The organism is Ruegeria sp. BHSA162, from assembly GCF_059613385.1.
This window is the reverse complement of record NZ_JBXWSK010000035.1, coordinates 1-26,165: the sequence shown is the minus strand read 5'-3', so window position 1 is coordinate 26,165 and position 26,165 is coordinate 1. Positions and strand designations below refer to the sequence as shown.

General features: G+C 63.2%; 22 protein-coding genes and 1 pseudogene. 11 read left to right on the top strand and 12 right to left on the bottom strand.

Annotated features, from left to right (window positions below; all coding sequences use genetic code 11):
• The 3 genes from AC2FM5_RS11590 to AC2FM5_RS11580 all read right to left on the bottom strand — a co-directional run bounded on the left by AC2FM5_RS11590 (position 1) and on the right by AC2FM5_RS11580 (position 3,499).
• Positions 1–1,149, bottom strand: coding sequence for a carbohydrate ABC transporter permease (locus tag AC2FM5_RS11590; RefSeq protein WP_496735674.1), 1,149 nt, complete (start codon positions 1,147–1,149; stop codon positions 1–3).
• A gap of 10 nt (positions 1,150–1,159) precedes the next feature.
• Positions 1,160–2,167 carry a carbohydrate ABC transporter permease gene (locus AC2FM5_RS11585; protein ID WP_170359279.1) on the bottom strand — a complete coding sequence of 336 codons (1,008 nt, stop codon included), beginning with the start codon at positions 2,165–2,167 and terminating at the stop codon, positions 1,160–1,162.
• 63 nt (positions 2,168–2,230) lie between these two features.
• Entirely contained in the window at positions 2,231–3,499 is a 1,269-nt protein-coding gene (locus AC2FM5_RS11580) for an ABC transporter substrate-binding protein (protein ID WP_170366000.1), read from the bottom strand.
• A 231-nt stretch (positions 3,500–3,730) separates the two neighbouring features.
• Between AC2FM5_RS11580 and AC2FM5_RS11575 the strand changes: the two genes are divergently transcribed.
• From AC2FM5_RS11575 to AC2FM5_RS11555, 5 genes and pseudogenes are all read left to right on the top strand, one after another.
• On the top strand, positions 3,731–4,762 hold the full coding sequence (locus AC2FM5_RS11575; protein WP_093963166.1) for a LacI family DNA-binding transcriptional regulator: 1,032 nt from the start codon (positions 3,731–3,733) through the stop codon (positions 4,760–4,762).
• 2 nt (positions 4,763–4,764) lie between these two features.
• Positions 4,765–6,063 (top strand): annotated as a pseudogene (locus AC2FM5_RS11570) (GH1 family beta-glucosidase); the annotation flags it as partial.
• The gene (locus tag AC2FM5_RS11565) at positions 6,049–7,092 is read left to right on the top strand and encodes a glucokinase (RefSeq protein WP_496735681.1); all 1,044 of its coding nucleotides are present in this window, start codon (positions 6,049–6,051) and stop codon (positions 7,090–7,092) included. The pseudogene AC2FM5_RS11570 and the gene AC2FM5_RS11565, both read left to right, overlap by 15 nt.
• A 39-nt stretch (positions 7,093–7,131) precedes the next feature.
• Positions 7,132–8,058, top strand: a complete 927-nt coding sequence (locus tag AC2FM5_RS11560) for a carbohydrate kinase family protein (protein WP_496735671.1) — start codon at positions 7,132–7,134, stop codon at positions 8,056–8,058.
• Between the two features lie 18 nt (positions 8,059–8,076).
• Positions 8,077–8,742: a D-lyxose/D-mannose family sugar isomerase gene (locus tag AC2FM5_RS11555; RefSeq protein WP_496735669.1), complete on the top strand. Its 666-nt coding sequence runs from the start codon at positions 8,077–8,079 to the stop codon at positions 8,740–8,742.
• Here AC2FM5_RS11555 and AC2FM5_RS11550 read toward each other — a convergent pair.
• A complete protein-coding gene (locus AC2FM5_RS11550; RefSeq protein ID WP_170444887.1) occupies positions 8,736–9,701 on the bottom strand; it encodes a cation efflux transmembrane domain-containing protein in 966 nt (321 codons plus the stop codon). The two genes, AC2FM5_RS11555 and AC2FM5_RS11550, sit on opposite strands and share 7 nt — an antisense overlap.
• Positions 9,702–9,735: 34 nt before the next feature.
• A complete protein-coding gene (locus tag AC2FM5_RS11545; RefSeq protein ID WP_496735666.1) occupies positions 9,736–11,361 on the bottom strand; it encodes a GMC family oxidoreductase in 1,626 nt (541 codons plus the stop codon).
• 161 nt (positions 11,362–11,522) lie between these two features.
• Here AC2FM5_RS11545 and AC2FM5_RS11540 point away from each other — a divergent pair, with 161 nt between their 5' ends.
• Complete coding sequence (locus tag AC2FM5_RS11540; protein ID WP_496735664.1) at positions 11,523–13,073, top strand: trimethylamine methyltransferase family protein; 1,551 nt, start codon at positions 11,523–11,525, stop codon at positions 13,071–13,073.
• A gap of 42 nt (positions 13,074–13,115) precedes the next feature.
• On the opposite strand, the gene AC2FM5_RS11535 is transcribed toward AC2FM5_RS11540, so the two are convergent.
• From AC2FM5_RS11535 to AC2FM5_RS11505, 7 genes are all read right to left on the bottom strand, one after another.
• Positions 13,116–14,456: an NAD(P)/FAD-dependent oxidoreductase gene (locus AC2FM5_RS11535; protein WP_496735662.1), complete on the bottom strand. Its 1,341-nt coding sequence runs from the start codon at positions 14,454–14,456 to the stop codon at positions 13,116–13,118.
• Positions 14,453–15,949 (bottom strand): aldehyde dehydrogenase, encoded by a 1,497-nt coding sequence (locus tag AC2FM5_RS11530; RefSeq protein ID WP_496735660.1) that lies wholly within the window; start codon positions 15,947–15,949, stop codon positions 14,453–14,455. Before AC2FM5_RS11530 ends, AC2FM5_RS11535 begins: the two co-directional genes overlap by 4 nt.
• Before the next feature lie 3 nt (positions 15,950–15,952).
• Positions 15,953–16,870, bottom strand: coding sequence for a dihydrodipicolinate synthase family protein (locus tag AC2FM5_RS11525; RefSeq protein WP_496735658.1), 918 nt, complete (start codon positions 16,868–16,870; stop codon positions 15,953–15,955).
• Positions 16,871–17,022: 152 nt separating this feature from the next.
• Positions 17,023–18,174: an N-acetylglucosamine-6-phosphate deacetylase gene (gene nagA, locus AC2FM5_RS11520; protein WP_496735657.1), complete on the bottom strand. Its 1,152-nt coding sequence runs from the start codon at positions 18,172–18,174 to the stop codon at positions 17,023–17,025.
• The gene (locus AC2FM5_RS11515) at positions 18,171–19,202 is read right to left on the bottom strand and encodes an SIS domain-containing protein (protein WP_496735655.1); all 1,032 of its coding nucleotides are present in this window, start codon (positions 19,200–19,202) and stop codon (positions 18,171–18,173) included. The genes nagA and AC2FM5_RS11515 overlap by 4 nt, the downstream gene beginning before the upstream one ends.
• Before the next feature lie 8 nt (positions 19,203–19,210).
• Complete coding sequence (locus AC2FM5_RS11510; RefSeq protein WP_170367411.1) at positions 19,211–19,978, bottom strand: GntR family transcriptional regulator; 768 nt, start codon at positions 19,976–19,978, stop codon at positions 19,211–19,213.
• Positions 19,975–20,862: a glucosamine kinase nucleotide-binding domain-containing protein gene (locus AC2FM5_RS11505; RefSeq protein WP_496735653.1), complete on the bottom strand. Its 888-nt coding sequence runs from the start codon at positions 20,860–20,862 to the stop codon at positions 19,975–19,977. The genes AC2FM5_RS11510 and AC2FM5_RS11505 overlap by 4 nt, the downstream gene beginning before the upstream one ends.
• A gap of 157 nt (positions 20,863–21,019) precedes the next feature.
• Here AC2FM5_RS11505 and AC2FM5_RS11500 point away from each other — a divergent pair, with 157 nt between their 5' ends.
• The 5 genes from AC2FM5_RS11500 (at position 21,020) to AC2FM5_RS11480 (ending at position 26,058) form a co-directional block, all read left to right on the top strand.
• Positions 21,020–21,913, top strand: a complete 894-nt coding sequence (locus tag AC2FM5_RS11500) for an N-acetylmuramic acid 6-phosphate etherase (RefSeq protein ID WP_496735651.1) — start codon at positions 21,020–21,022, stop codon at positions 21,911–21,913.
• A gap of 32 nt (positions 21,914–21,945) precedes the next feature.
• On the top strand, positions 21,946–23,196 hold the full coding sequence (locus tag AC2FM5_RS11495) for an ABC transporter substrate-binding protein (protein ID WP_170372722.1): 1,251 nt from the start codon (positions 21,946–21,948) through the stop codon (positions 23,194–23,196).
• 68 nt (positions 23,197–23,264) lie between these two features.
• Entirely contained in the window at positions 23,265–24,179 is a 915-nt protein-coding gene (locus tag AC2FM5_RS11490; protein ID WP_093963180.1) for a carbohydrate ABC transporter permease, read from the top strand.
• A gap of 14 nt (positions 24,180–24,193) precedes the next feature.
• On the top strand, positions 24,194–25,033 hold the full coding sequence (locus tag AC2FM5_RS11485) for a carbohydrate ABC transporter permease (RefSeq protein ID WP_170341791.1): 840 nt from the start codon (positions 24,194–24,196) through the stop codon (positions 25,031–25,033).
• Entirely contained in the window at positions 25,030–26,058 is a 1,029-nt protein-coding gene (locus AC2FM5_RS11480) for a Gfo/Idh/MocA family protein (protein WP_496735648.1), read from the top strand. Before AC2FM5_RS11485 ends, AC2FM5_RS11480 begins: the two co-directional genes overlap by 4 nt.
• Positions 26,059–26,165 lie beyond the last annotated feature (107 nt).

Below are 26,165 nucleotides of genomic sequence, written 5' to 3'. Positions count from 1 at the left end.
TTATTTGACTGAACCGGCCAGCAATCCGCGGACCAGGTATTTCTGCATTGCAAAGAAGACGACCAGCGGCACCGCGATCGACACGAACGCGGCCGTGGCCAGGATTTCCCAATTGCCGCCCCGCGTGCCCAGAAGCTCGACGATACTGTTGGTCATCACGGTGGTCTCGCCGGATGCGTCGATCAGGAACACCTTGGCCACCAGCAGGTCGTTCCATGTCCACAGGAACTGGAAGATGGCGAACGAGGCCAGCGCCGGAAAGCTCAGCGGCAGGATCAGCTTGGTGAAGATTTGAAATTCGGTGGCGCCATCGACCCGCGCATTCTCGATCAGGTCGCGGGGCAGCCCGGCCATGTAGTTGCGCAGAAGATAGATCGCCAGCGGCATGCCAAAGCCGGTATGGGCCAGCCAGACGCCCAGATACCCTTTGCCGATGCCTATGTTCAGGTGGAATTTCAGCAGCGGGATCAGCGCCAACTGCAGGGGAACCACCAGCAGACCGACCACCGCGGCGATCAACAGCGCACGGCCCGGGAAATCCATCCAGGCCAGCGCATAGGCCGCGAAAGCCGCCACCAGGATCGGAATGATCGTGGCCGGAATCGTGACCGTCAACGTGTTGAAGAACGCCTTGGCCATGCTGTCAGTGCTGTCCTCGGCCAGCAGGACCTTGTGGTAGTTGTCCAGCGTGAACTCGGGCGGCAACTCGGCGGTCACGAAGACGCGCGACCCACGGCTGCCGGTGAATTCCTCGGTGTTCTCCATCCGGTAGTCGCCATTGGTCTGAACGGTGATCGTACCGCCCTTGCGCAGTTCGGCCGCCTGGCCCGGCTCAAAGGCATCGATCTCGCGCGAGCTGATGCCCCATTTCGAGATGCGCGCCTTGGTGCCCGCGTCAAACAGGTTGCCCTCGATCACATACAGGCCGTTTTCCTGCACCTGGGTGTCGGGCGCGGCGCTGCGCAGCGTCAGGTTCTGCTCGGACGGGAAAATCGCCCGCCACCAGCCGCTGGTCGCGATCTGGTCCGCCGTACGAAACGACGAGATGAACAGGCCCAGCGTGGGCACCACCCACAGCACCACCAGAAACAGAACCGAGGCGTGTACGGCCCATCTGAGCGCCGGGCGGGTTCCTGCGATCTCACTCATGACGCACCCCCTATTCCATTTCCTTGCGCGCGTTGCGCACGTTCCAGACAAGGATCGGCGTCACCAGCAGCATGATGACCATGGCCGAGGCCGAACCCACGCCCCAGTCATTGGCGCGGAACAGCTTGTCGAACATGTAGTTGGCCAAGACCTGTGTCTCCCACTGGCCGTTGGTCATGGCGAAAACGATGTCGAACACCTTCAGCACGACGATGGTGATCGTGGTCCACACCACCAGAATCGTCGTCTTGATCTGCGGCACCTTGATCTTGAAGAAGATCTGGAACGGGCTGGCGCCATCCAGAATGGCGGCCTCGACCGTTTCTTCGGGAATGCCGCGCAGGGCCGCCGACAGGATCACCATGGCAAAGCCCGTCTGAATCCAGACCAGCACGATCATCAGGAAGAAATTGTTCCAGAACGGGATCGTCAGCCAGGTCTGCGGGTCGGTTCCGCCAAAGAAGATGTACAGGGCATTCAGCATGCCGATCTGGTCCTGCTCGACCGGACGGGTGTCATAGACAAGCTTCCAGATCACCGATGCGCCCACGAACGAGATCGCCATCGGCATGAAGATCAGAGATTTGGCGACATTGCCCCATCGGATGCGGTCGGTCAGCTGGGCGACCAACAGGCCAAATGCTGTCGACAGCGCCGGGACCACGATCAGCCACAGCATGTTGTTACGCATCGCTTCCCAGAATTTGGGCTCTCCCATCATTTGGGCGTAGTTGTCCAGACCCACCCACTCGTATCCGCCGCCGGGCACCCGGTCGGTCAGGGACAGGCGTAGCGTTTCCACCACAGGGTAGGCCAGGTACAGCCCCAGCGCGACCAGAGCGGGCAATAGAAACAACCATGGCCGGACCATGTTCGCCCGATTGATGTTGCGTCCGGCGTTCGGGCCGCGCGGCGGGAACAGAATCTTGTCCAGAAACTGGTTGGACAAGTAGAAGTAACCAACACAGCCGGATACGCCGATGGCGATCGTCAGCAGACCTTGCAATGCGGGATGCATGTCACCCTCCCTGGCGACAATGGGTCGGGCAACCCTGAGGTCGGATTGCCCGGTTTCATGGCTTTATTGGATCGCGTCCCAAGACGCCTGGATCTCGTCCGCCACGTCTTGCGCGGGTTTGCCACCGGCATAGTCGACCATGCCCGTCCAGAACGTGCCTGCGCCAACCGCGCCCGGCATCAGGTCAGACCCGTCAAAACGGAAGGTGGTCGCACCCAGAAGAATGTCGTTCATCTTCTTCAGGGTCGGATCCGAGAAGGCCGAGGTATCGACACCCTTGTGCGGGGTCAAAAAGCCGCTGAGCGCCATCCAGGTCTCATGCGCCTCGGGGGTCTGCAGATAGGCGATCAGGTCATGCGCTGCGGGGCTGTCATTGGTGATCGCCCACAGGGTGCCAGCGCCCAGTACCGGGCTGCCCAGATCCTTGCTTTCATAAGCCGGGAAGTAGAAGAAATCGGCATCTTCACCCACGACCGTGCCTTCGGGGAAGAAGGCCGGGATGAACGAGGCCTGACGATGCATGTAGCACTGCGGCGGCGAGCTGAACATGCCTTTGGGGCTGTCGCGGAAATCCGTGGTTGCAACCGCACCGGCCCCACCGGCGACGTAGTCGTCATTGCGGGCGAATGCGCCGAATTCCTCGATCGCGGCCACGACCTTGGGATCGTTGAACTTCAGCTCGTTGGCAACCCACGCGTCATAATCCTCGGGGGATTGGGTGCGCAGCATCATATCCTCGACCCAGTCGGTCGCAGGCCAGCCGGTTGCGCCACCCGACCCCAGACCGATGCACCAGGGCGTGCCGCCATCGGCGACGATCTGGTCGGTCAGGGCCTTGAGCTCTTCCATCGTGGTCGGAACTTCATATCCCGCGTCCTCAAAGTTCTCGGGCACGTACCAGACCAGCGATTTCACATCGACCTTGTAGAAGAAGCCGTACAGGTGATCCTGACCGTCCGGGCCGGCATAGGTGCCCAGATCGACCCAAGACTGGCCCGCGGCATAGTTGTCCCGGATCCAGTCGGCGGTCCCGTCAGCAAGCGGTGTCAGAAACCCGGCCTTGGCCATATCGGCTGCAAGACCCGGCTGGGGGAACACGGCGATGTTCGGGGCCGACCCGGCCTCGGCGTCGATGCGGATCTGCTGCTCGAAGCTGTCCGACCCGACATAGGCATATTCATGACCGGTGGCCGCGGCAAAGCCGTCCAGCACCTTTTCGACATTCTCCTGGTCCGGGCCAAGCCACGGGCCGAACACGGTGACCTTTTCGGCCTGGGCCGCGCCCGCCATCAGGGCAAACGTGGCCGCACCTGCCAAAAGCGAGTGTTTCATTGATTTTCCTCCCAACTGTATCCGCGCGTGTGAGACTCAGTTTTCAAAGCGCTTTGAATGCGGCCGTTATCCGCTAACATGTTGGCCCTGTCAATGGCTAGATTTTGACATGGGCCGTCCGTGTCCATGTTTTCTTGACATATAGCAAAGAATGGCAAAACAACTTGACGCAAGCCGCAAATCCCCACACAACAGGGCGCACACAAGCATTGAAAGCCTTTTGAAACCGCTATGAACCTCAAACAGCTCTCTCAGATCCTGGGTCTGTCACAGACAACGGTCAGCCGCGCGCTGAACGGTTACCCAGAGGTGAACGAAGAGACTCGCATGCGGGTTCAGGCGGCGGCGGCCAAACATGGCTATCGGCCGAACGCCCGCGCCAAGGGGCTGGCGACGGGTCGTTCGATGGTGATCGGCCACGTGATCCCCAGCTCGTCGCGCCACGAGATGGTGAACCCGATCTTCGGCGATTTCGTCGCCGGCGCGGTCAAGAAATATGCCGAGCACGGCTACGACATGATGTTCACCAATGCCGACGACACCTCGATCGAAGACGCCTATCGCAGCCTGTTCCAACGCGGTGCGGTCGACGGCGTGGTGCTGCAGGGCCCCAAGGTGAACGAGCCGCGGATCGAGGTTCTGACTCGGATGCAGGTGCCGTTCATCGTGCATGGCCGGTCGACCGGCGTCAGCGTGCCCTATGACTGGATCGACGTGAACAACAAAAGCTCGTTCCTGCGTGCGACCCGCTTTCTGATCGACCTGGGCCACCGGCGGATCGCGCTGATCAACGGTCTGGAAGACATGGATTTTGCCCAAAGGCGCCGCGACGGGTATCTTGAGGCGCTGAAACAAGCCGGTCTGTCGCCCGACCCGGCCCTGATGCGCAGCGCCGAGATGACCGAAGTCTATGGCCATCACGAAACCCGCGACATGCTGCGGCTGGACGATCCGCCGACCGCGATCCTGACCTCGTCGATGATCTCGGCGATCGGGGTGCGGCGCGCGCTGGACGAGGCCGGGCTGAAAATGGGCCGCGACGTGTCGGTGATCGCACATGACGACGACCTGTCCTATCTGAAGAACGGGCAGGACGTTCCGATCTTTACCGCCACCCGGTCTTCGGTGCGCCACGCCGGCGAACTGGCCGCCGAGATGCTGATCGAGCGCATCCGCGCGCCCCACGACCCGGCCAAGACTAGATTGCTCGAGGCCGAACTGGTAGTCGGCGGCTCGACTGGTCCCGCCCCCAACAGGTTCTGAACATGAAGTACACCCGCGCTGATTTCCCCAAAGACTTTCTCTTTGGTGTCGCAACCTCTGCCTATCAGATCGAAGGCCACGCACAGGGCGGCGCCGGCCCGACCCATTGGGACAGTTTCGCGGCCACGCCCGGCAACGTGGTGCGCGCCGAAAACGGCGATCTCGCCTGCGACCACCTGCACCGGTACGAACAGGATTTCGACCTGATCCGCGAGGCCGGGTTCGACTGCTATCGTTTTTCCACCAGCTGGGCGCGCGTGCTGCCCGAAGGGCGCGGGCCGGTGAATCAGGCCGGGCTGGACTATTATGACCGGTTGGCCGACGCCCTGCTGGAACGCGGCATCCGCCCCTGCGCCACCCTGTATCATTGGGAACTGCCCTCGCCGCTGGCTGATCTGGGCGGTTGGCGCAACCGCGACATCGCCCACTGGTTCGCCGATTTCACCGAGATCATCATGGGCCGCATCGGCGACCGCATGTACAGCGTCGCCCCGATAAACGAGCCCTGGTGCGTCAGCTGGCTGAGCCATTTCGAGGGCCACCACGCCCCCGGCCTGCGCGACATCCGCGCCACGGCCCGCGCCATGCATCACGTCCTCTTGGCCCACGGCCGCGCGATTCAGGCGATGCGGGGCCTTGGCATGTCGAACCTGGGCGCGGTGTTCAACCTGGAATGGGCCGAACCTGCCGCTGACACCCCCGAGGCCCGCGAAGCCGCCGATCTGTACGACGGTATCTACAACCGGTTCTTCCTGGGCGGCGTGTTCAACAAAGCCTACCCCGAGAACGTCCTGCAGGGGTTGCAGGCCCACCTGCCCGATGGGTGGCAGGACGATTTCGACACGATCGGCACGCCGGTCGACTGGTGCGGGCTGAACTACTATACCCGCAAGCTGATCGCGCCCGCCGGCACGCCCTGGCCCAGCCTGCAAGAGGTCCCCGGCCCCCTGCCCAAGACGCAGATGGGGTGGGAGATCGAGCCAAGCTCGCTGACCCGGTTCCTGACCCGTACGGCCCGGGACTACACGGGCGATCTGCCGATCTATGTCACCGAAAACGGCATGGCCAGCCCCGAGCGGCAGCAGGATGACGACCGCATCGACTATCTGAATCAGCATCTGGCGGCGGTGCAGGACGCGCTGGATCAGGGCGTTCCGGTCAAGGGCTATTTCATATGGTCGCTGCTGGACAATTACGAATGGGCGCTGGGATACGAAAAGCGGTTCGGCCTGGTCGATGTCGACTTCGACACGCTGGAACGCCGCCCCAAGGCCTCGTTCCGGGCGATGCAGGCCGCGTTGGCCCAGGGCGATCCGGTCTCGGTTCCGATGGCGCAGCCCAGGGGCGCGATGCACGACCACTGGAACCTGGTGGCCGATATCGGCGGCACCAACACGCGGTTGGGGGTCGTCACCAATGGCACGCTCACCGATCTGCGCAAATCGCCCACCGGCACCCTGCCCGAGTTTCTGGCCGCCCTGCACGACCTGTGCGCCGAGATCGGAACGCCGCCGCGCGCCGTGGTCGCCGCCGGCGCGGGCCCGGTGCGCAATGGCACGATCCGTCTGACCAATGCCAATCTGGACCTGTCCGAGGCTGACATCGCCTCGGCCACCGGCGCGGACCATACCTTTGTCATCAACGACTTCACCGCCGCCGCGTGGTCAGTGGCCGAGATCACCGGCGATGACGTGCAAGCCCTGCAGGGCGACCCGACCCCGCCCAAGGGCACCCGACTGGTGGTCGGCCCCGGCACCGGGCTGGGCGTCGGGGCGCTTTTGTATTCCGAAGGCCACTATCACACCGTCTCGGGCGAGGGCGGCCATGTCGGCCTGTCACCCCGCACCCGCGACGAGGTGGACGTGTTCGAAGCCGCCCGCCGGATCGCGCCCGAGTGTTTCTTTGGCGGCAGCCTGACGCTCGAGGCCGAGATGTTCCTCAGCGGTACGGGCCTGCCGATCCTGTACCGCGCCGTCGGCATGGCCGCGGGCCAGACCGACACGCCAGACCTGCCCGCCAGGGACATCCTGCAGGTCGCACGCGACGGGTCTGATCCGCTCGCCATGCGCGCCGCGCAGATCTTCACCACCCATCTGGGCGCCGTGATGGGCAACATGGCCGTGACCGTGATGCCCACCGGCGGCGTCTTCCTTGTGGGCGGCGTGGCCGAGAAGAACCGCTGGCTGTTCGGCGACGACTTCTTGGCGGCCTTCAACGCCGGAGGCCGGTTCGACGCGCTGCGGCAGGGCTTTGGCGTTTATGTGTCGGAACAGGCCGAATTTGGCATTGTTGGCGCTAACAACTTCTGCAAAAATGCGCTCGCGCGGTAAACTCACCGCCTGATCTTTGCAGAAGGAAGGAGCCGGGACATGATCCTGTGCTGTGGCGAGGCCCTGATCGACATGATCGCGGAGCCGACGGTTTCGGGCGCGCAAGGTTTCGTGCCGCATTCGGGTGGCGCGGTGTTCAACACCGCCATCGCCCTGGGCCGGCTGGGTGCGCCTGCCGGAATGCTGACCGGGTTGTCGCGCGACATGTTCGGCCAGCAACTGGCGCAGGCCCTGAAAGACAGTCATGTGGATGGCTCGCAGGTTGTTCTTTCGGACCGTCCGACCACGTTGGCCTTCGTACAACTGCAGGACGGGCACGCCACCTATTCCTTCGTCGATGAAAACTCGGCCGGGCGGATGCTGCGCCCCGAGGACATGCCGGACCAGCTGACCGCGACCTCGGCGCTGTATTTCGGCGGCATCAGCCTGGCCTGCGAGCCCTGCGCCGATGCCTATGCCGCCCTGCTGGACCGCCACGGGGACGAGCGCGCGGTGATGATCGACCCCAACATCCGCCCCGGCTTCATCCAGGACCAGACCCGCTATCGCACCCGGCTGAACCGGATGATCGCGCAGGCCGACATCGTCAAAGTCTCGGACGAAGATCTGGACTGGATCGTCCCCGGCCCTGAAACGCTGGAAGAAAAGGTGCCGCTGCTGCTGCAGGCCGGCCCCGCCGTGGTGATCGTCACGCGCGGCAGCCAGGGCGCGACCGGGTATTTGGCCGATGGCCGCACGGTTTCAGTGCCGGTCACGCCGGTTCAGGTGGTCGACACGGTGGGCGCGGGCGACACGTTCAACGCCGGGGTTCTGGCGCAACTGCACCGCGCCGGGCTGCTGACCAAACAGGCGCTCCGTGCGATCTCGCCCGACGACCTGCGCGCCGCGCTGGAACTGGGCGGCAAGGTTGCTGCCGTCACCGTATCCCGCGCCGGGGCCAACCCGCCCTGGGCACACGAGCTGTAAGTCATCGAAAGCACCGATATGAAACGATCCGAGATCAACCGCATCAAGGCCGAGGCGCAGGCCTTCATCAATTCGTTCGGCTTTGCGCTGCCGCCCTTTGCCGACTGGACGCCCGAGCAGATGCGCAGCCCGCAGGCCGCCGGCATCCGCGCCCGTAGCCTTGGCTGGGACATCACCGATTACGGCCAGGGCAGGTTCGACGAACTGGGCCTGTTACTGTTCACCCTGCGCAATGGCGACGAAAAGGACCTGAGCGCAGGACGGGGCATGCTCTATGCCGAGAAGTTGTTGATTTCGCGTGACAAACAGCTGTCGCCGATGCATCGCCACATCGTCAAGGCCGAGGACATCATCAACCGCGGCGGCGGCGATCTGGTGATGGAGATCTACGCCTCGGCACCCGATGGCAGCATCGACCGCGACACCACCGTCACCGTACCCAGCGACGCCTGCCCGGTGACCATCCAGCCGGGCGAACTTCTGCGCCTGAAACCGGGCGAAAGCGTCACGCTGATGCCCGGCATCTGGCACGCCTTCTGGGCGGAAAAGGGCGATTGTCTGATCGGCGAGGTCTCGACCGTCAATGACGACCGCACCGACAACGTGTTCGAACAGCCGATCCCGCGCTTTGCCACGATCGAAGAAGACACCGCGCCCGAATTCCTGCTGGTTGCCGACTACTGAACGCGCGGGGCCCGACCAAAGGGCGGGTCGGAGGCCAGCGTCAACGCGACCCGGCCCGGGCTGGCGGCTTGGGCCAGCCGGTCGCGGACGGCCTCGAAGGCTTCGATCGTCACGGATTCGGCGGGTTTCAGATAGACAAGATGGAACAGCGCCCGCCCGCTGCGCACCGTCGCCACGTCCAGCACTTGAAACGGGCTGTCTGCACAGATCCGGCGGGCCTGCCCAATGATCTCGGCCCGGGCATCGGCCGGCAGCGCCACACCCACGATATCGCGCAGCGCGCCCAGAAACACCTTGATGGGCTGCGGCAGCAACGCCAGGCACAGCAACAACACCACCAGCGCATCCGACACCGGAACCAGACCGGCAAGCGGCCCGCCCTCAAGCAGGTTGATCGCGAAAAACGCCGCCCCGGCCCCAAGGCTCAGCACCCCGTCGACCATCGCGGCCCGGGACTCGACCCGCAGCAGATCGCTGGTTTTGCCGGTGCGGCGCCAGTTCCAGCGATGATAGGCGAACAGCGTCAGACAGATCGCCGCCATCGCCCCGGCATAGATCAGGATCCATTCCAGAACCACCGGCGCGGCTTCGCCCGTCTTGGCATAGGCCAGCAGCCGGTTCACCGCCGAACCGGCTGCCATCAGGATGATCCCGAACAACAGCAGGCTGCGGAACATCACGAAGACGGATTCGTCGATCTCGTATCCAAAGGGGCGGTTCTGGTCCGGGGCGCGACGGATCGAGGCGGCGACCCATCCCGCCACCACAGCCGTTGCGAAATTGAGCCCCGAGAACAGCCCATCCAGCAACAGCGCATCGGAGTTTGCCAGCAACCCGGCCACAACCCCGGCGCCCGCCATGAACAGGCTGGCCCATTTTGCCGCGTTCAGCGACCGGCGTTCAAAGATCAATGTGTCCTGCATCGGTTCAGCTTTTCGGTTGATGAGGCTGGCGGTCATTTATGTCCGACGGGCCAAGGCGCAAGCCCCGTTTTCATGCCCGTCCGCGTATCATGTCGGCAGCCATCTCCGCGATCATGATCACGGGCGAGGCGGTATTGCCCGACACGATCTTCGGCATGACCGAGGCATCGACCACCCGCAGCCCCTCCAGCCCCCGAACGCGCAACCGTGGATCGACCACCGCGGCGGCGTCACTGCCCATGCGGCAGGTGCCGACCGGGTGAAAGATCGTGGTGGCGATGTCGCCCACCGCATCCAGCAGGCCCTGTTGGTCGTTGATCTCAGGGCCCGGCAGAACCTCTTGCGGGTGGTAGGGTGCCAGCGCCCGCGCGGCCATCACCTGCCGGGCCTGCTGCACGGATTTGACCGCCACCTGCCGGTCACGCTCGGTCGAGAGGTAGTTCAACCTGATCTCGGGCTGGGCCTTCGGATCGGGCGTGGTGATGTGGCAGTGCCCCCGGCTTTCGGGCCGCAGATTGCAGACCGAGACTGTGATCGCGGGGAACGGATGCAGCGGGTCGCCCAGCCGGTCGGTCGACAACGGCTGCACGTGATATTCCAGATCCGGCGTGGCCAGCATCGGGTCGGATTTGGTGAACATGCCGAACTGGCTGGGCGCCATCGCCATCGGACCCGACCGGGTCAGGGCGTATTGCGCCGCGATGCGCGCCTTGCCCCACAGGCTGTTGGCCATGGTGTTCAAAGTTTTCGCGTTCCGCACCTTGAACACGGTTCGGATCTGCAGGTGGTCCTGCAGGTTCGCCCCCACGCCCGCGCTTTCATGCTGAACCGCGATTCCATGCGCCGCCAGCACCTGTGGATCACCGATCCCCGACAGTTCCAGCAGCTTGGGCGAGTTGATCGCCCCCGCCGCCAGTAGAACCTCGGCCCCGGCCAGGGCCCGGTATTCGGTGCCGCCACGGGCAAAGCGCACGCCACGCACGGTCTTGCCTTCGAGGATCAGGCCCAGTGTCTCGGCCTCGGTCAGGACCCGCAGGTTGGGCCGTTTCATCGCCGGGCGCAGAAATCCCTTGGCCGTGTTCCAACGCACGCCGTTCTTCTGGTTGACCTCGAAAAACCCCGAGCCTTCATTGTTGCCGTCATTGAAATCGGCACGCGGCTGGATGCCGATCTCGCGCGCGCCGTCCTGCACGGCCTTCAGGATCTCCCAGCTCAGCCGCTGTTTTTGAACCTTCCACTCGCCACCGGCCCGGTGCATTTCGCTGTCGCCGGCGTGATGATCTTCGGATTTCAGGAAATAGGGCAGCACGTCGTCCCAGCCCCAGCCCGCATTGCCCAGCTGCCGCCAATGGTCATAGTCGGCCGCCTGTCCGCGCATGTAGATCATCCCGTTGACCGAGCTGCACCCGCCCAGCACCTTGCCGCGCGGATAGACCAGCGACCGCCCATTCAGCCCAGGCTCGGGCGCGGTTTCCATCATCCAGTCGGTGCGCGGATTGCCGATGCAGTACAAATACCCCACCGGGATGTGGACCCAGTGGTAGTTGTCCGACTTGCCCGCCTCGAGCAGCAGAACCCGTGTCTTGGGGTCCTCGGTCAGCCGGTTGGCCAGCACGCAGCCCGCGGTACCCGCGCCTATGATGATATATTCGTACTCGCCCTCAAGCCGGGCGGTTTCAGATGTGGCGGAATTCATTCTCGGTCTGCTCTGTGCATTGTTCCTGATCCTGCGGAGCGCAGCTTAGCAGCTGTTGCGGGCAATGCACGGGCTCGATGTCGCATTCCGCAACAGTATTTCGCAATCCTGCAGGTCGCGCCCCCAGTTGCTGGTCAGACTGGTGTCAAAGGAGGCCCAGAATGACCCAGACCGCCACCCGCGTCCGCTCCGGAGGCAGCGCCGCCCGCCGCGCCCTGCGCACCGCGCCCAGCTTTGACATGTTGCCGGTCCTGACCCGCAACATCCCGCTGTGCGAAGTGATGGACGGGTCACAGGTCGAGCGGATCGACGCAGCCTCGATGGACATCCTCGAAACCGTTGGCGTGCAGTTCCGCGACCCGATTGCGCTGGCCGACTGGAAGGCGGCCGGTGCCAAGGTTGACGGCGAGCGGGTGTATCTTGATCGCGGGCTGGTCCGCGACTTGATCGCGACGATCCCCTCGGACTTCATCTATCACGCCCGTGACCCGCGCAAGAATGTGCGCCTGGGCGGTCCGCACGCGATCTTCGTGCCGATGACCGGCGCGCCGTTTCTGCGCGATCTGGAGGACGTGCGCCGCAATCCGACACTGGACGACCTGGCGATGTTCCACAAGCTCAGCCACATGCTGCCCGCGCTGCATTCCTCGGCTCACCACATCGTGGAACCCTATGATCACCCGATCAGCCAACGCCACCTGCGCATCACCTATTCGTCGATGAAGTATTCCGACAAGACCTTCATGGGCATGACCACCTCGCCCAAAAACGCCGAAGACGTGATGGAGATGTGCGCGATCCTGTTCGGCGAGAAGATCATGGAGGATCACCCGGTCACCACCGGCAACTGCAACGGCAACTCGCCGCTGGTCTGGGACGAGACCATGCTGGGGGCGATGCGCGCCTTCTGCCGCCGCAACCAGCCGGTGCTGTGCTCGCCCTTCGTGCTGGGCGGGGCCAACACGCCGGCCAGCGTGCCGGCGACGGTCGCGCAGCTGAACGCCGAGGCGCTGAGCGCGCTGGCCTATACGCAGGTGATCCGGCGCGGCTGTCCCGCGATCTACGGGCACTACCTGTCGACCGTCAGCATGAAATCCGGCGCGCCGATGGCGGGCACGCCCGAGATCAGCCTGATGAACTTCATGATCGGCCAGATGGCCCGGCACTACGGCGTGCCCTGGCGCAGCTCGAACACGCTGGGCGGGGCCAAGACGTTCGACGCGCAGGCGGGATATGAATCCGCCACCACGCTGTCGGCGGTGATCCATGCCGGGGCCAACTATATCTGGCATTCGGCGGGCTGGAACGAGGCCGGGATGCATTGTTCGACCGCCAAGTTCGTTGTCGATGCCGAGCAATGCGCCATGGCCTACCGCATGGCCGAGGGCCCGAAGTGGCACGATTTCGACGAGGCCGTTGCGGCCGTATCCGATATCGGCCCCGGCGGGCATTACCTGGGCCATCCGCACACGCAGGACAATTTCCAGGAGGCGTTCTTCATGCCCGAACTGTTCGACAACAACTCGATCGAACAATGGGTGGCCGAGGGCGAGGTCGAGATCACCGAGCGCGCCCTGAACCACGCCCGCAAGCTGCTGGCCGAGTATCAAGAGCCCCATCTGGACCCGGCCACCAACGAGGCATTGCGCGACTACATCGCCCGGCGTGAGCGGGAAATTCCCGCCGCCGACGAATTGAACCAGCACTATTAGGAAACACTCCACTTGCCCGCCTGCCTGTCAGGCGGGCCTTTTTCATTCGTCGCGCGCGCGCCATTCCTTCCAGCGCAGCACCATGTTGGCGCCGATTTCGGACAACGGCCGGGGCGGCAGGGGTTTGGGCCGGTCCTCGGCGCCGAAATGCTCGCTGATCCCGGACCGCACGCCACAGGCCATTTCGGCCGCTGCGATCCCGGTCAGGGTGCCGCGCGCTGTGCCCAACCCGTTCTGGACGCAGGCGGAATAAACGCCGGTCTCGATCTCGCGGGTGACCGAGACGCCGTTCAGGCTCAGGCATAGATGGCCGGCCCATTCGTACTCCATCGCGATGCCGCGCAACTGCGGAAAGCGCCGGTCGAACTTGCGCCGCATCACCGCAGCCGCGCGCCGCAGGTCCGCTGCCCGCGCCTCCATGCCCGGGCGCAGCACGGCGCAGGTGCGGGTGATGATCCGGTTGCCGCCCTGCCCGGTGTCGATCCGGCGTATGGTGGTGCCCATCGGATCGGCCGGAGTCACGCCCCAGCGCGGCTGGCCACCCACCCGGGCCAGCGCATCGGCCTCCAGTTCTCGCGTCATCGCCGCGAACAGAAACAGCTGCATCAGCCGGCCACGCTCCACCCCGAAACTTTCCAGATGGCCGTTCACCGACAGGATCAGCCGACCGGTCGACACCTGCCCTTGCGCAGTCTGCACGCGCCAGCCTGCCCCGTCGCGCTGGAACCCAGTGACCGCGCCGTGCTCAAAAATCTGCACCCCATCGGCCGCCAACCCCGCCGCCAAACCGCGCACATAGCCCGCCGGCTGCAGCATGACCGTGCCCGGCGTATACAGCCCCGAGACATAGTGCCCGGACCCGGTGAGTTCCTGCATTTGCTGCCGGTCCAGCATCTCGGACCGCTCGCCGAGGCTGTCCAGATGGCGGGCATAGCTTTGGTTGTGCGCGTGTCCTGCCGGGCTGCCCGCGCCGTTCACCTTGCCCGCCGGATCGAAATAGTTGGGGTCGATGCCGTATTCCTCGACCGCCGCGCGGGCAAAAGCGATAGCCTGCCGGTTCAGCCCGATCATCGCCCGGTCATCGCCCGCCCCGGCATAGTCGTCCGAGGCCAGGTCATGCGGCAGGTCGATCATGAAGCCCGAGTTGCGCCCCGCCGCGCCTTCCGCCACGCGCCCGGCTTCAAGCACCACGATCCGCGCATCGGGAACCAGCTGCCGCAGACGCCGCGCCGCAGACAGGCCGGAAAAGCCTGCGCCCACGATGGTGAAATCTGCGGTGATTTTGTCCGAAAGCTGACGCGCGGCAGGTTGCGGGTCCAGCAGGGCATTCCACGCCGCCGGGCCGCGCTGCACCGGCAGGCGGCAAGCGGTGAACCGCGTCAATCCACCGCCTCGTCGGCATCATCCGACAGGTCGATCCACAGCGTCTTCAGCTGCGTGTACTGGTCGTGCGCGTGCAGCCCGTTGTCCCGCCCGCCAAAGCCCGACTGCTTGTAGCCGCCGAACGGGGTCGAGATGTCGCCCTCGCCAAAGCTGTTCACCGTCACGGTTCCGGCCCGGATCGCGCGGGCACCGCGCAGGGCACGCTTGGCATTGGCGGTGAATAGCGACGCGCACAGCCCATATGGCGTGTCATTGGCCATCGCGATGGCCTCATCGAACCCCGCGACCTCGATCACCGACAGGACCGGCCCAAAGATTTCCTCGCGCGCCAGCAGCGCGTCATTGTCCGGAATCTCGACCACGGTTGCTTCGACGAACCCGTTCTCGGCCTTGCCGCCCAGAAGAACTGACGGTGCCTTGTCCAGATAGCCGCAGACCTTGTTGAAATGGTCTTTGCTGACCAGCGCGCCCAGCCGGGTTGCAGGGTCCAACGGATCGCCCACAGTCCACTGGCGGGCGTGATGGGCGATGCGCTCCAGCAACTCGGGTTTGACCGCGCGGTGCACGATCAGGCGCGACGTGGCCGAGCAATTCTCGCCCATGTTCCAGAACGCCCCATTCACCACATGGGCGGCAACCCGGTCGAGGTTCTCGGCATCCTCCAGCACGATGGCCGGGTTCTTGCCGCCCATCTCCAGCACCACCTCCTTGGCGTTGCTTTCGGCGGCATAGGACAGGAATTTCTTGCCCGTTACGGTCGAGCCGGTGAAGGACACCATGTCGACATCCATATGCCGCCCGATGGGTTCGCCCACCTCGGCGCCGCCACCCGGAACCACGTTCAGAACCCCACGCGGCAGCCCGGCCTCGGCCGCCAGTTCGGCCAGACGCAGGGCGGTCAGCGGGGTTTCCGTCGCCGGCTTCACAACAACCGAGCACCCGGCCGCCAGCGCCGGGCCGATCTTCCAGGCCAGCATCAGCAGGGGAAAGTTCCACGGCAGCACCAGCCCAACCACCCCGATCGGTTCGCGCAGGATCATCGCGATGTGGTCGTCGCTGGCGGGCGCGACTTGATCGTAAATCTTGTCGATTGCCTCGGCGTGCCATTTCAGGCAGTGGATCGCCTCGGGCACATCCACGGTTTCGCAGTCAAAGATGGTCTTGCCGCTGTCGATGCTTTCCATCACCGCCAGTTCGCGGGCATTGCGGGTCATGAGCTTGGCCAGGCGAATCAACACATCCTTGCGCGCCGACGGGTGCAGGCGCGACCAGCGGCCGTCGTCGAAGGACTCGCGTGCCTTTTCCACGGCTAGGTCCACATCGGCGGCGGCGCAGGCCGCGACCTCGGTCAGCACCGCGCCGGTGGCCGGGTTCACGGTGGGAAACACCGCGCCCGATATCGCCGGGCGATAGCCGCCGTCGATGAAGGCGCCGGTGGGCAGGTCCAGCCCGGCGGCGATGGACGCGTATTCGTCCCGTGTCAACAAGCCCATGCCTCAGCCCTCCGCCATGATGTCTGCAATCTTGCGTTTCAACACGCGGGTCACCTGTTCCAGCGCGCGCTTGTCATCCTTGTTCAGCCCCTTCAGAGGCGGCCGCACCGCGCCCGCCGGGATGCCGTTCATCGTGACCCCATGCTTGATGGTCTGGATGAACTTGCCGCCCTGTTCGAGCACCCGCATCAACGGCATCAGCGCCGACATGATCCGGCGGCCCTTGGCGAAATCGCCCTTCAGCACGCAGGTCTCATACAGCGCCACATGCTCGCGCGGCAGAAAATTCGACCCGCCACAGACCCAGAACGGCGCGCCCCAGGCGAAGAATTCCAGCGCCTGATCGTCCATGCCGCAGCCCAGCTGGATATGCGGATAGTCCCGCGCCAGCATGTGTACACGGTTGATGTCGCCCGAGCTTTCCTTGATGCCGCAGAAATTGCGGCTGCGTCCCACACGGTCGAGGAACTCAGCCCCCATCATCGTGCCGGTGCGGTGCGGATAATTGTACAGCATCACCGGCAGATCGGCCGCCTTGTCGATGGCCAGCGCATTAAGGGCGTTTTCCCGGTCGGTCGGCACCGAATAGGGCGGGCTGGCCAGCAGGATGGCATCGGCCCCGATCTGGCGCGCGCCTTGGGCCAACGCGATCGAATCCGGCGTCAACATCGCGCCGGTCCCGACCACCAAAGGCAGCCGACCCTTCAGTCGTTGGTGGGCAAAACGCGCCAGTTCCAGCCTTTCATCGACGGTCTGGGCATAGTTTTCGCCGGTGGATCCGCCCGAGATCAGACCGTGCACGCCATTCTCGACCAGGTATTCGATCACCTCGGCCAAGGCATCCCAATCGACGCTGTAATCATCCGCATAGGGCGTCACCACCGGGGTATAGATCCCCTGAAATCTGAACACGGGCGTCATCTCAATCCTCTTGCCGGGCACGCGTGAAGCTTGCGCCCGACACCAAGGCTAAGAAAAATACAAGATGTGCACAATGTAGATTCCCGACATGAACGGCCCAGGGTCCGACATGTCGAGGAAAATCAGACGACCATGGGTCGCCGTGGACACCGTCAGTCCAGTGCCTGACCTTCCTGCCAGACCCGGAGAAGCCCATGATCGGAGACATGCAGCACATTGGCGCGGGCACCGGCCGCCAAACGGCCAAGATCTGATCTACCGATCAAGTCCGCAGGCAACCGGGTCGCCATGTCGAAAGCAACTTGCAAAGGCAGTTGCGCAAATGCAACCACGTTGCGAACCGCGTCCAACAGCTCGAGATGCGCACCGGCGAGCGTTCCATCGGCGAGGGTCAACCGGTTGCCGTCGCGCAAGATCTGCCGTCCGTTCAGCAGGAAGCTGTCGATATCCGACCCGGCGGTCGCCATCGCGTCGCTAACAAGGAAGACACTACCCGGCCCATTTTTTGCCCGGATGGCATTGCGCACTGAAACCGGGTGGACGTGAATTCCATCAGCGATCAGGCCCGCAGACAGCTCGCCAAGCGCCAGCGCCGCGCCTACGACGCCGGGCTCTCGGTTACCCATCTGGCTCTGAGCATTGAACAAATGTGTGACGCAACGCGCCCCGGCCTGAGCCGCTTTCTGACAGGTTTCAAAACTCGCATCCGTATGGCCCAGCGAGACGACGATCCCCGCTTGGGTCATGGCGTGTATCTGATCATCGGTCACGCTTTCCGGCGCCACCGTAACCTTGAGAATCGGCAACCGCGCGACTGTATCCAGCAACAAATCCAGATCAGCCTGCGCCATCGGTCGGATCAGGGCAGCATCATGTGCGCCCTTGCGGGCTTGGGACAGGTGCGGGCCTTCCAGATGAAGCCCGACAATGCCGGCAATACCTTCGTTCACGGCGGCAATCGTGGCCGCGATGGCCCGCCGCGTGACCCCAGGCGTATCCGTGATCAGCGTTGGCAAGATCGACGTTGCTCCGATACGAGCATGCGCCCGCGACATGGTGCGGAGCGTTTCCAGTTCGGGGGCGTTGTTCAGCATTGCCCCGCCGCCGCCATTCACCTGCAGATCGACGAAGCCCGGAACCAGCAGGCCACCGTCCAGCCGCGACACCCTCGCTGTTCCAGGAGTGTTCGAGAGAGGCGTTACGCCCTCGATACGCCCTTCTGCGAACAGAAGGGCATGATCCTGCAGGATACCTGCAGGGGTCAGAATGTCCGCGCCCGCCAGAGCCTGCAGTTCGCTGGTCATACGGTTTCCGTCACCTTGTTCAGATGCCGCGGTGCGTCCGGGTCGATCCCGCGCGAAGCGGCAAAGGCCTCGACCATCGCGTAGAAGGAGACGATCAGGCTCAGCGGATCAGTCAGGGAATGCCCCGTGCGGACATGCGGAATGCGGGTCGCGGAAGTAACCCTGTCCGTGGTTGCAAAGACCCGTGCACCCTTGGCGCTGATCGCGTCCGCCACCTCCGCCAACGCAGGCTCCGCCGCATCTGCCGCTGCAAAGCTGAGTACCGGAAAGCCGTCCTCGACGATGGACACCGGCCCATGCAGAACCTCGGCCGAGGAATAGCTTTCAGCGTGCAACTGGCAGGTCTCCTTGAACTTCAGTGCAGCTTCGTTCGATACGGCCAGTGCCTGGCCTCGGCCAAGCGTGAACAAGGACGGGTGAGCACCGATTGCGTTACGCACTTCGGGCCAATCGATCCGGGCCGCCTGATCCAACTGCTCGGGCAGGTCGCGCAACGCGGCCAGCAACGCCGCATCCTGCCCCCACTCTGCCAACAGCCACAAGCCGGCCACCGCCGAAGTGACGAAGGTCTTGGTGGCCGCAACACTCAGTTCGGGGCCCGCCTGTATTTCTATGGCGTGATCGCTGACTTCGGCCAACGGTGAAGCCGCGTCGTTGGTCAACGCTACTGTCAATGCGCCGTCGCGTCGGGCATTGCGGGCCATGGCCACGATGTCGGGGCTTTTGCCGGATTGCGACACCGACAGGCACATCGCCTGGCGCATGCGCAGAACCGAGTCGTAGATCGATCCGATCGACGGCCCGACCGAGGCCACCGGCACACCCAACAGGATTTCCGAGGCGTATTTGAGATAGGTGCAGACGTGATCGGAAGACCCGCGTGCGACCGTCACGACAAATGTCGGGTCCAGTTCGCGGGCAACCGAGGCGACCGCCTCAATATCTGCCTGACCCCGGCTCAGAAGCCGCTCTACGGCCACGGGGATTTCATCAATTTCCCGGCGCATCCGGGTGATCTGCTGTTGCATGATGTGTCCTAGCTGTTGGCCAACCGCAACTCGGCGACAAAATCATAGGCGTCGCCGCGATAGATCGACCGAGTGAATTCAACGACCCGCCGGTTGGACAGGTATGATGTTCGAACGATGCGCAGCCCGGCCGCACCGGGTTCGACCCCAAGCAAACCCGCGTCGGCGATGTCCAGATTGATCGCCGAAATCCGCTGCAGCGCCCGTACCGGCCGGTTTCCATCCCGTTCCAGGACTTCGTACAATGAGGCTTCGACCTCCTGCGGGCGCGGCAGAATGTCGATCGGCAGCGAGGCCCGTTCGATAGCCATGGGCCGATCATTGGCCATACGCAGGCGCGAGATGCGCGCAACTGCTTCGCCCGAGGACAGGGCCAGCGCCATCACCTCCTCGGGCGACGGAGTGTGCACGCCGCGCTCAAGCCACTCGCTTGAGGATTCAAGACCGCGTCGATTCATGTCCTCGGTGAACGAGGTCAGCCGTGACAGAGATTGCTCGACCCGAGGCGTGCCGTCGGCCACGAAACTGCCCGAGCCCTGGCGCTGAATGACGATTCCCCGATCTACCAGATCCTGCATCGCCCGACGCACGGTGACGCGGGAAAGGCCCGTCAGGTTTGCGATCTCGCGTTCGGCCGGCAGCGGTGCACTTTCCGCCAACAGACCGTTCTCGATGCCCTCTTCGATCCGCTTGCGCAACCGAACGTACCGCGGCCCAACGGCCCGCTGCATCCAGTCACCGGTCCTGAGGAAGGTTTCGATCGTTTCGGCGGTCATGCTGCCCCCAATCTGGCGCGCTCGGCCAGCTGTGCGGCGAGCTGCAGCGCCCCGTCAAGGGCGGAGCCCTCCGGTTCGATCATCGCGCTCTGCACCTCGGCGGAAAGATAGGCGATGTAATGCGATGCCACCCCGCCCACTGCACAGACCGGCTCGGCATCATCTCGACCAAGGGCCTGAAGCCCTGCAGCGACATAGTCGGCGCCCTCGCGCATCAGGGCCACGGCCACCACATCGCCTTTTTGAGCCGCCGCAATGATTTCGGGTGCGAAGTCTGCGATTTCGGCTGGCCGCGCCTGCCCCGCAAATCGCACGATCTGCATCGGGTCTTCGTCAAAACGTCTGCATACGGATCGTGTCAGCGCGCTGTCGGGGGCTATTCCGTCCGCTACAAGCAACACCCGCCGCAGCAGCTGCTGCCCCAGCCAATACCCGGACGCATCATCACCGATGAGCGCCCCGTATCCGCCAAGCAACCGGATTGCGCCATCGCTTTGCCGCGCCAGGAACGATCCAGTGCCGATCCCGATCAAACATCCATCGACTGACCCCAACGCCCCAACCACGGCCGAGCGGCGGTCATCCTCGACCTGCACAATGCGCGATGGCAGGTGCCGTGCGATTTCAGCGCCTGTGTCCGCGTCGGTCACGCCTGCCAACCCAGCGTAGACCGGAATCCCGGTCAAAGCCGCTTCGGGCATCGCAGCACGCTCGGCCAGAGCCCGCAGCCCGGCATTCAGCGTTGAGATAGCCGCCGCACGATCAGAATAGACATTGGCGCTTCCCAGAATCAGATCATGCCGCCCGGTGGGGCCGGCCATGGCAAACCGGCAGCGCGTACCGCCACCGTCAATTGCAATGAGATATGGGAGGGACTCATCCATATAGATACCTTTACAATACCTTTGGGCCGAAAAAAAGACCTCTTATGAGCTGAGGTTGTGATTTATCGTGCTTTTCAGCGGATATTTGGTGATTTAAAACGAATGGTAGACAAAAGGTATTATATAGGTATTATCTTTGGTGCCAAAGGGGAATCACATGACGCCGCAAATGCTGCCGCAAACCGAAATGCTGCGCGACGAATCCGAGGGGCTGGACCTGCGCCCGGACACCGAAGTTTTGCGCCTGCTGTTGGATGCGCAGAAAGCCGCGCTGAACGGGCTGGATGCCTGCCTTCCGGATATCACGAAAGGTGCGGCATTGATGGCAGAAACCATCCGCGCCGGGGGGCGGCTCTATTATGCCGCCGCCGGGTCGTCCGGGCTGATGGGCTTGGCCGATGGGGCGGAAATACCGGGGACATTCGGCCTGTCGCCAGATTCGATCGCCATCTGCATGGCCGGCGGCATACCAACCGGGGCAGAGATGCCGGGCCACACCGAAGATGACACTCGGACGGCCGAAATCGCCGCTGCCGACCTCTGCCCAACGGACACGGTGATCGCGATATCCGCCAGCGGCACCACGCCCTACCCGTTGACCTTTGCCGGAATTGCAAAGTCCCGCAGCGCCAAAACCATCTGCATCGCCAACAACGCCGACGCACCCCTGTTCGAGCACGCCGATTGCGCAATTTGCCTGAACACCCCGCCCGAAGTCATTGCCGGATCGACCCGACTGGGCGCCGCAACCGCGCAAAAGGTGGCGCTCAACATGCTCTCGACCCTCATGGGTGTCAGGTTGGGCCATGTACATGACGGGATGATGGTCAACGTGGTCGCCGACAATGCCAAGCTGCGTCAGCGTGCAGAAGGAATCATCCGGAACATAACCGGCGCCACAGCTCAGCACGCCGCTGCTGCCCTGGATCGTGCCGAAGGCAACCTGAAGCTTGCCGTACTTTTGGCCGCCGGTGCCGCAACACCGGCGCAGGCCAGTGAACTGCTGACGGCATCGGGCGGCCATCTGCGCCCTGCGTTGGACCAGATTTGAACCAAGAAGAAGACCAAAAGGGAGAATACATCATGAGAACAACCACACTGACCGCCGTGCTGCTGGCGTCATCGGCCCTGGCCGGTGCGGCAATGGCCGAAACCACGCTGACCATCGAAAGCTGGCGCAACGACGACCTGGCCCTGTGGCAGGAAAAGATCATCCCGGCCTTTGAGGCCAAGCATCCCGACATCAAGATCAAGTTCACCCCATCGGCCCCGGCGGAATACAACGCCGCCCTGAATGCCAAACTGGATGCCGGCTCGGCCGGAGATCTGATTACCTGCCGTCCCTTCGACACCTCACTTGGCCTGTACGAGGCGGGCAAGCTGGCCGATCTTTCTGATCTGGAAGGCATGGCGAATTTCTCGGACGTCGCCAAATCAGCGTGGCAGACCGATGACGGCTCGGCCACCTTCTGCGTGCCAATGGCCTCGGTGATCCACGGGTTCATCTACAACAAGGACGCGTTCGACGAACTGGGCCTGTCGGTTCCGGAAACCGAAGCCGAGTTCTTTGCCGTTCTGGACAAGATCAAGGAAGACGGCACCTATATCCCCATGGCCATGGGCACCAATGACCAATGGGAAGCGGCCACCATGGGTTACAACAACATCGGGCCGAACTACTGGAAGGGCGAAGAAGGTCGCCTCGCCTTGATCGAAGGTTCTCAGAAGCTGACGGACGAGCCGTGGGTCGCCCCCTACCGCCAGCTGGCCAAATGGGGCGCCTATCTGGGCGACGGGTTCGAAGCGCAGACCTATCCCGACAGCCAGAACCTGTTCACGCTGGGCCGCGCCGCCATCTATCCGGCCGGCAGCTGGGAGATCAGCGGCTTCAACAACCTGGCCGAATTCGAAATGGGCGCCTTCAAGCCGCCGGTCCAGAATGCCGGGGACGAGTGCTATATCTCGGATCACACCGACATCGCCATTGGTCTGAACGCGGCGTCGCCCAACGCCGATGCGGCACGCACCTTCCTGAACTGGGTCGGTTCCGAGGAATTCGCGCAGATCTATGCAAACGCGCTGCCCGGCTTCTTTTCTCTCTCCAGCTTCGATGTGGCGATGGAGGACCCATTGGCACAGGAATTCGTCAGCTGGCGGAACGAGTGCAACTCGACCATCCGGTCCACCTATCAGATCCTGTCGCGTGGAACGCCCAACCTTGAGAACGAGACCTGGAACGCATCGGCTCAGGTGATCAAGGGCGAGGAATCGCCCGAGGACGCCGGCAAGCGCCTGCAGGACGGGTTGGCCAGCTGGTACGCCCCGCACCAGTAAACCGTCTTTCGTAACGCAAACGGCTCTGGCCAGACGGCCAGAGCCACCCTGAGCTTTCGAGGAACAACATGGGCAATCGCCGGATCAAATGGCACATCGTGGTGTTTCTGGCACCCGCAGTGCTGGTCTACTCGGCCGTCATGGTCTTTCCGCTGTTCAACACGCTGCGGCTGGCGCTTTACACCGAGGTCGATCAGGCCCGTGTGTTCGTAGGCTTGGACAACTTCCGCACCCTGTTCGGCGACCCGATTTGGTCGGATGCGTTCTGGAACGCACTGGGCAACAATTTCTGGTTCTTCTTCATCCACATGCTGGTGCAGAACCCGATCGGGATCGCGCTGGCGGCGATCCTCAGCCACCCACGCCTGCGCTTTGCAGCGTTTTACCGTTCGGCCATCTTCATCCCGACGATCCTGTCCTTCGTGATCGTTGGCTTCGCCTGGAAGCTGATCCTGTCGCCGATCTGGGGCATCGCCCCCGATATGCTGGCCGCGGTCGGACTCAAATCTCTGTTCGCGCCTTGGCTGGGCAAAGAGGAATACGCGCTGACCACGCTGGCCCTGATTTCGGTCTGGCAGTTCGTGGGCATTCCGATGATGTTGATCTATGCCGCCCTGCTGTCGATCCCCGAAGAGATCCTCGAGGCTGCCGAAGTCGAAGGCATCACCGGCATGTCCGCCTTCTGGAAGATCAAGCTTCCGCTGATCCTGCCCTCGATCGGCATCATCTCGATCCTGACATTTGTCGGCAATTTCAATGCGTTCGACCTGATCTACGCATCTCAGGGTGCGCTGGCGGGGCCGGACTTCTCGACCGACATCCTTGGCACGTTCATGTACCGAACCTTCTTCGGCTTCCAATTGCAGCTCGGTGACCCGCATATGGGATCGGCCATCGCAACGGGCATGTTCGCCATCATCCTGACGGGGGTCTGCATCTATCTGTTCCTGATCCAGACCCGCATCCGCCGGTATCAGTTCTGAGGGGCCCGAGGAGAATGAACAAAGCCCGCAGAAACCCCTTCAACATCGCCGCCATGCATGGCGCGCTGATCCTCTATACGCTGATCGCCCTGTTTCCGGTCTTCGTGATCGTGATCAACAGCTTCAAATCGCGAAAGGCGATCTTCCGTGAACCGTTGGCGCTGCCGGATGCCGACTCGTTCTCGATGATCGGATACCAGACGGTGATGAAACAGGGCGACTTCTTCCTGTATTTCCAGAATTCGATGATTGTCACCGTCGTGTCGCTGTTCCTGATCCTGCTGTTCGGTGCAATGGCGGCTTTCGCGCTCAGCGAATACCGGTTCAAGGGCAACACACTGATGGGCCTGTACCTTGCATTGGGCATCATGATTCCGATCCGCATCGGCACGGTTGCGATCCTCGACATGATGGTGGCGACCGGTCTGGTCAACACGCTGATGGCGCTGATCCTCGTCTATACCGCACAGGGCCTGCCGCTGGCCGTATTCATCCTGTCCGAGTTCATGCGGCAAGTCAGCGACGACCTCAAGAATGCAGGCCGCATCGACGGGCTGAGCGAATACACCATCTTCTTCCGCCTTGTTCTGCCGCTGGTGCGTCCGGCGATGGCGACCGTAGCCGTGTTCAACATGATCCCGATCTGGAACGACCTGTGGTTCCCGCTGATCCTGGCCCCGGCCGAAGAGACCAAGACCCTGACCCTCGGTAGCCAGGTCTTTATCGGGCAGTTCGTCACCGACTGGAACGCGGTGCTTTCCGCGCTCAGCATGGCGATCCTGCCGGTCATGGTTCTGTATGTCATCTTCTCGCGGCAACTGATCCGCGGGATCACTTCGGGGGCGGTCAAATGATCCGGGTTCTGATCGCAGGTTTGGGCAACATGGGTCTCAGCCACGCGCTGGCGCATCATCACCATCCCGACGCCCAGATCGTGGGTCTGGTGAACCGATCCGGGACAGTGGATCACCCGGATTTGCAGGGGTATCCGGTCTTCACCGATTTCCATACGGCGCTTGCGGACACCAACCCTGATCTGGCCGTGATTGCCACCTATTCCGACAGCCATGCCGATTATGCCTGTGCCGCAATGGACGCCGGTGCGCATGTGTTCGTCGAGAAACCCTTGGCCACCACCGTCGCGGACGCACGCCGTGTCGTCGAGAAGGCCACTGAAGCCAACCGCAAGCTGGTGGTTGGGTACATCCTTCGGCATCACCCCTCTTGGATGCGGCTGATATCCGAGGCGCGCGACCTGGGCGGCCCCTATGTCTTTCGCCTGAACCTGAATCAGCAGTCCGACGGCCCGACATGGGAGACGCACAAGGCGCTGATGCAAACCACCTCACCCATCGTGGACTGCGGTGTGCATTACGTCGACGTCATGTGCCAGATTACCGATGCCCGGCCCGTCCGGGTCAACGGCATGGGCCTACGTTTGTCGGATGAGATCGCGCCTGACATGTACAATTACGGCCAGTTCCAGGTGGTGTTCGAAGATGGCTCGGTTGGTTGGTACGAGGCTGGTTGGGGTCCTATGATGTCCGAAACGGCGTTCTTCGTGAAAGATATCGTTTCACCCAATGGCGCGGTTTCCATAACCGAGGGCAACAAGGGCGCATCCGACGATGTGGACGGCCACACGAAGGTAGGCGGCATTCTGGTGCACAAAGCCAGCGGCGACACCATGATCGAGATGGATTGCGAACCCGGCCACCAGGAACTGTGCGACGCCGAACAAGCCTACATGCTGCAAACCATCGCGCAGGACATCGACCTGACCCGCCATATGAATGACGCGGTGCAATCCCTGCGGATCTGCCTTGCCGCCGACCAAAGCATTCGATCCGGCCAGCCGGTCGACCTGAAGGAGACGTGACGTGACCGCCCTGAAACTGACCAATGTGTGCAAGTCCTTCGGACAGGTAAACGTGCTGAAAAACATCGACCTGACCGTCGAGGAAAACGAATTCGTGGTCTTTGTAG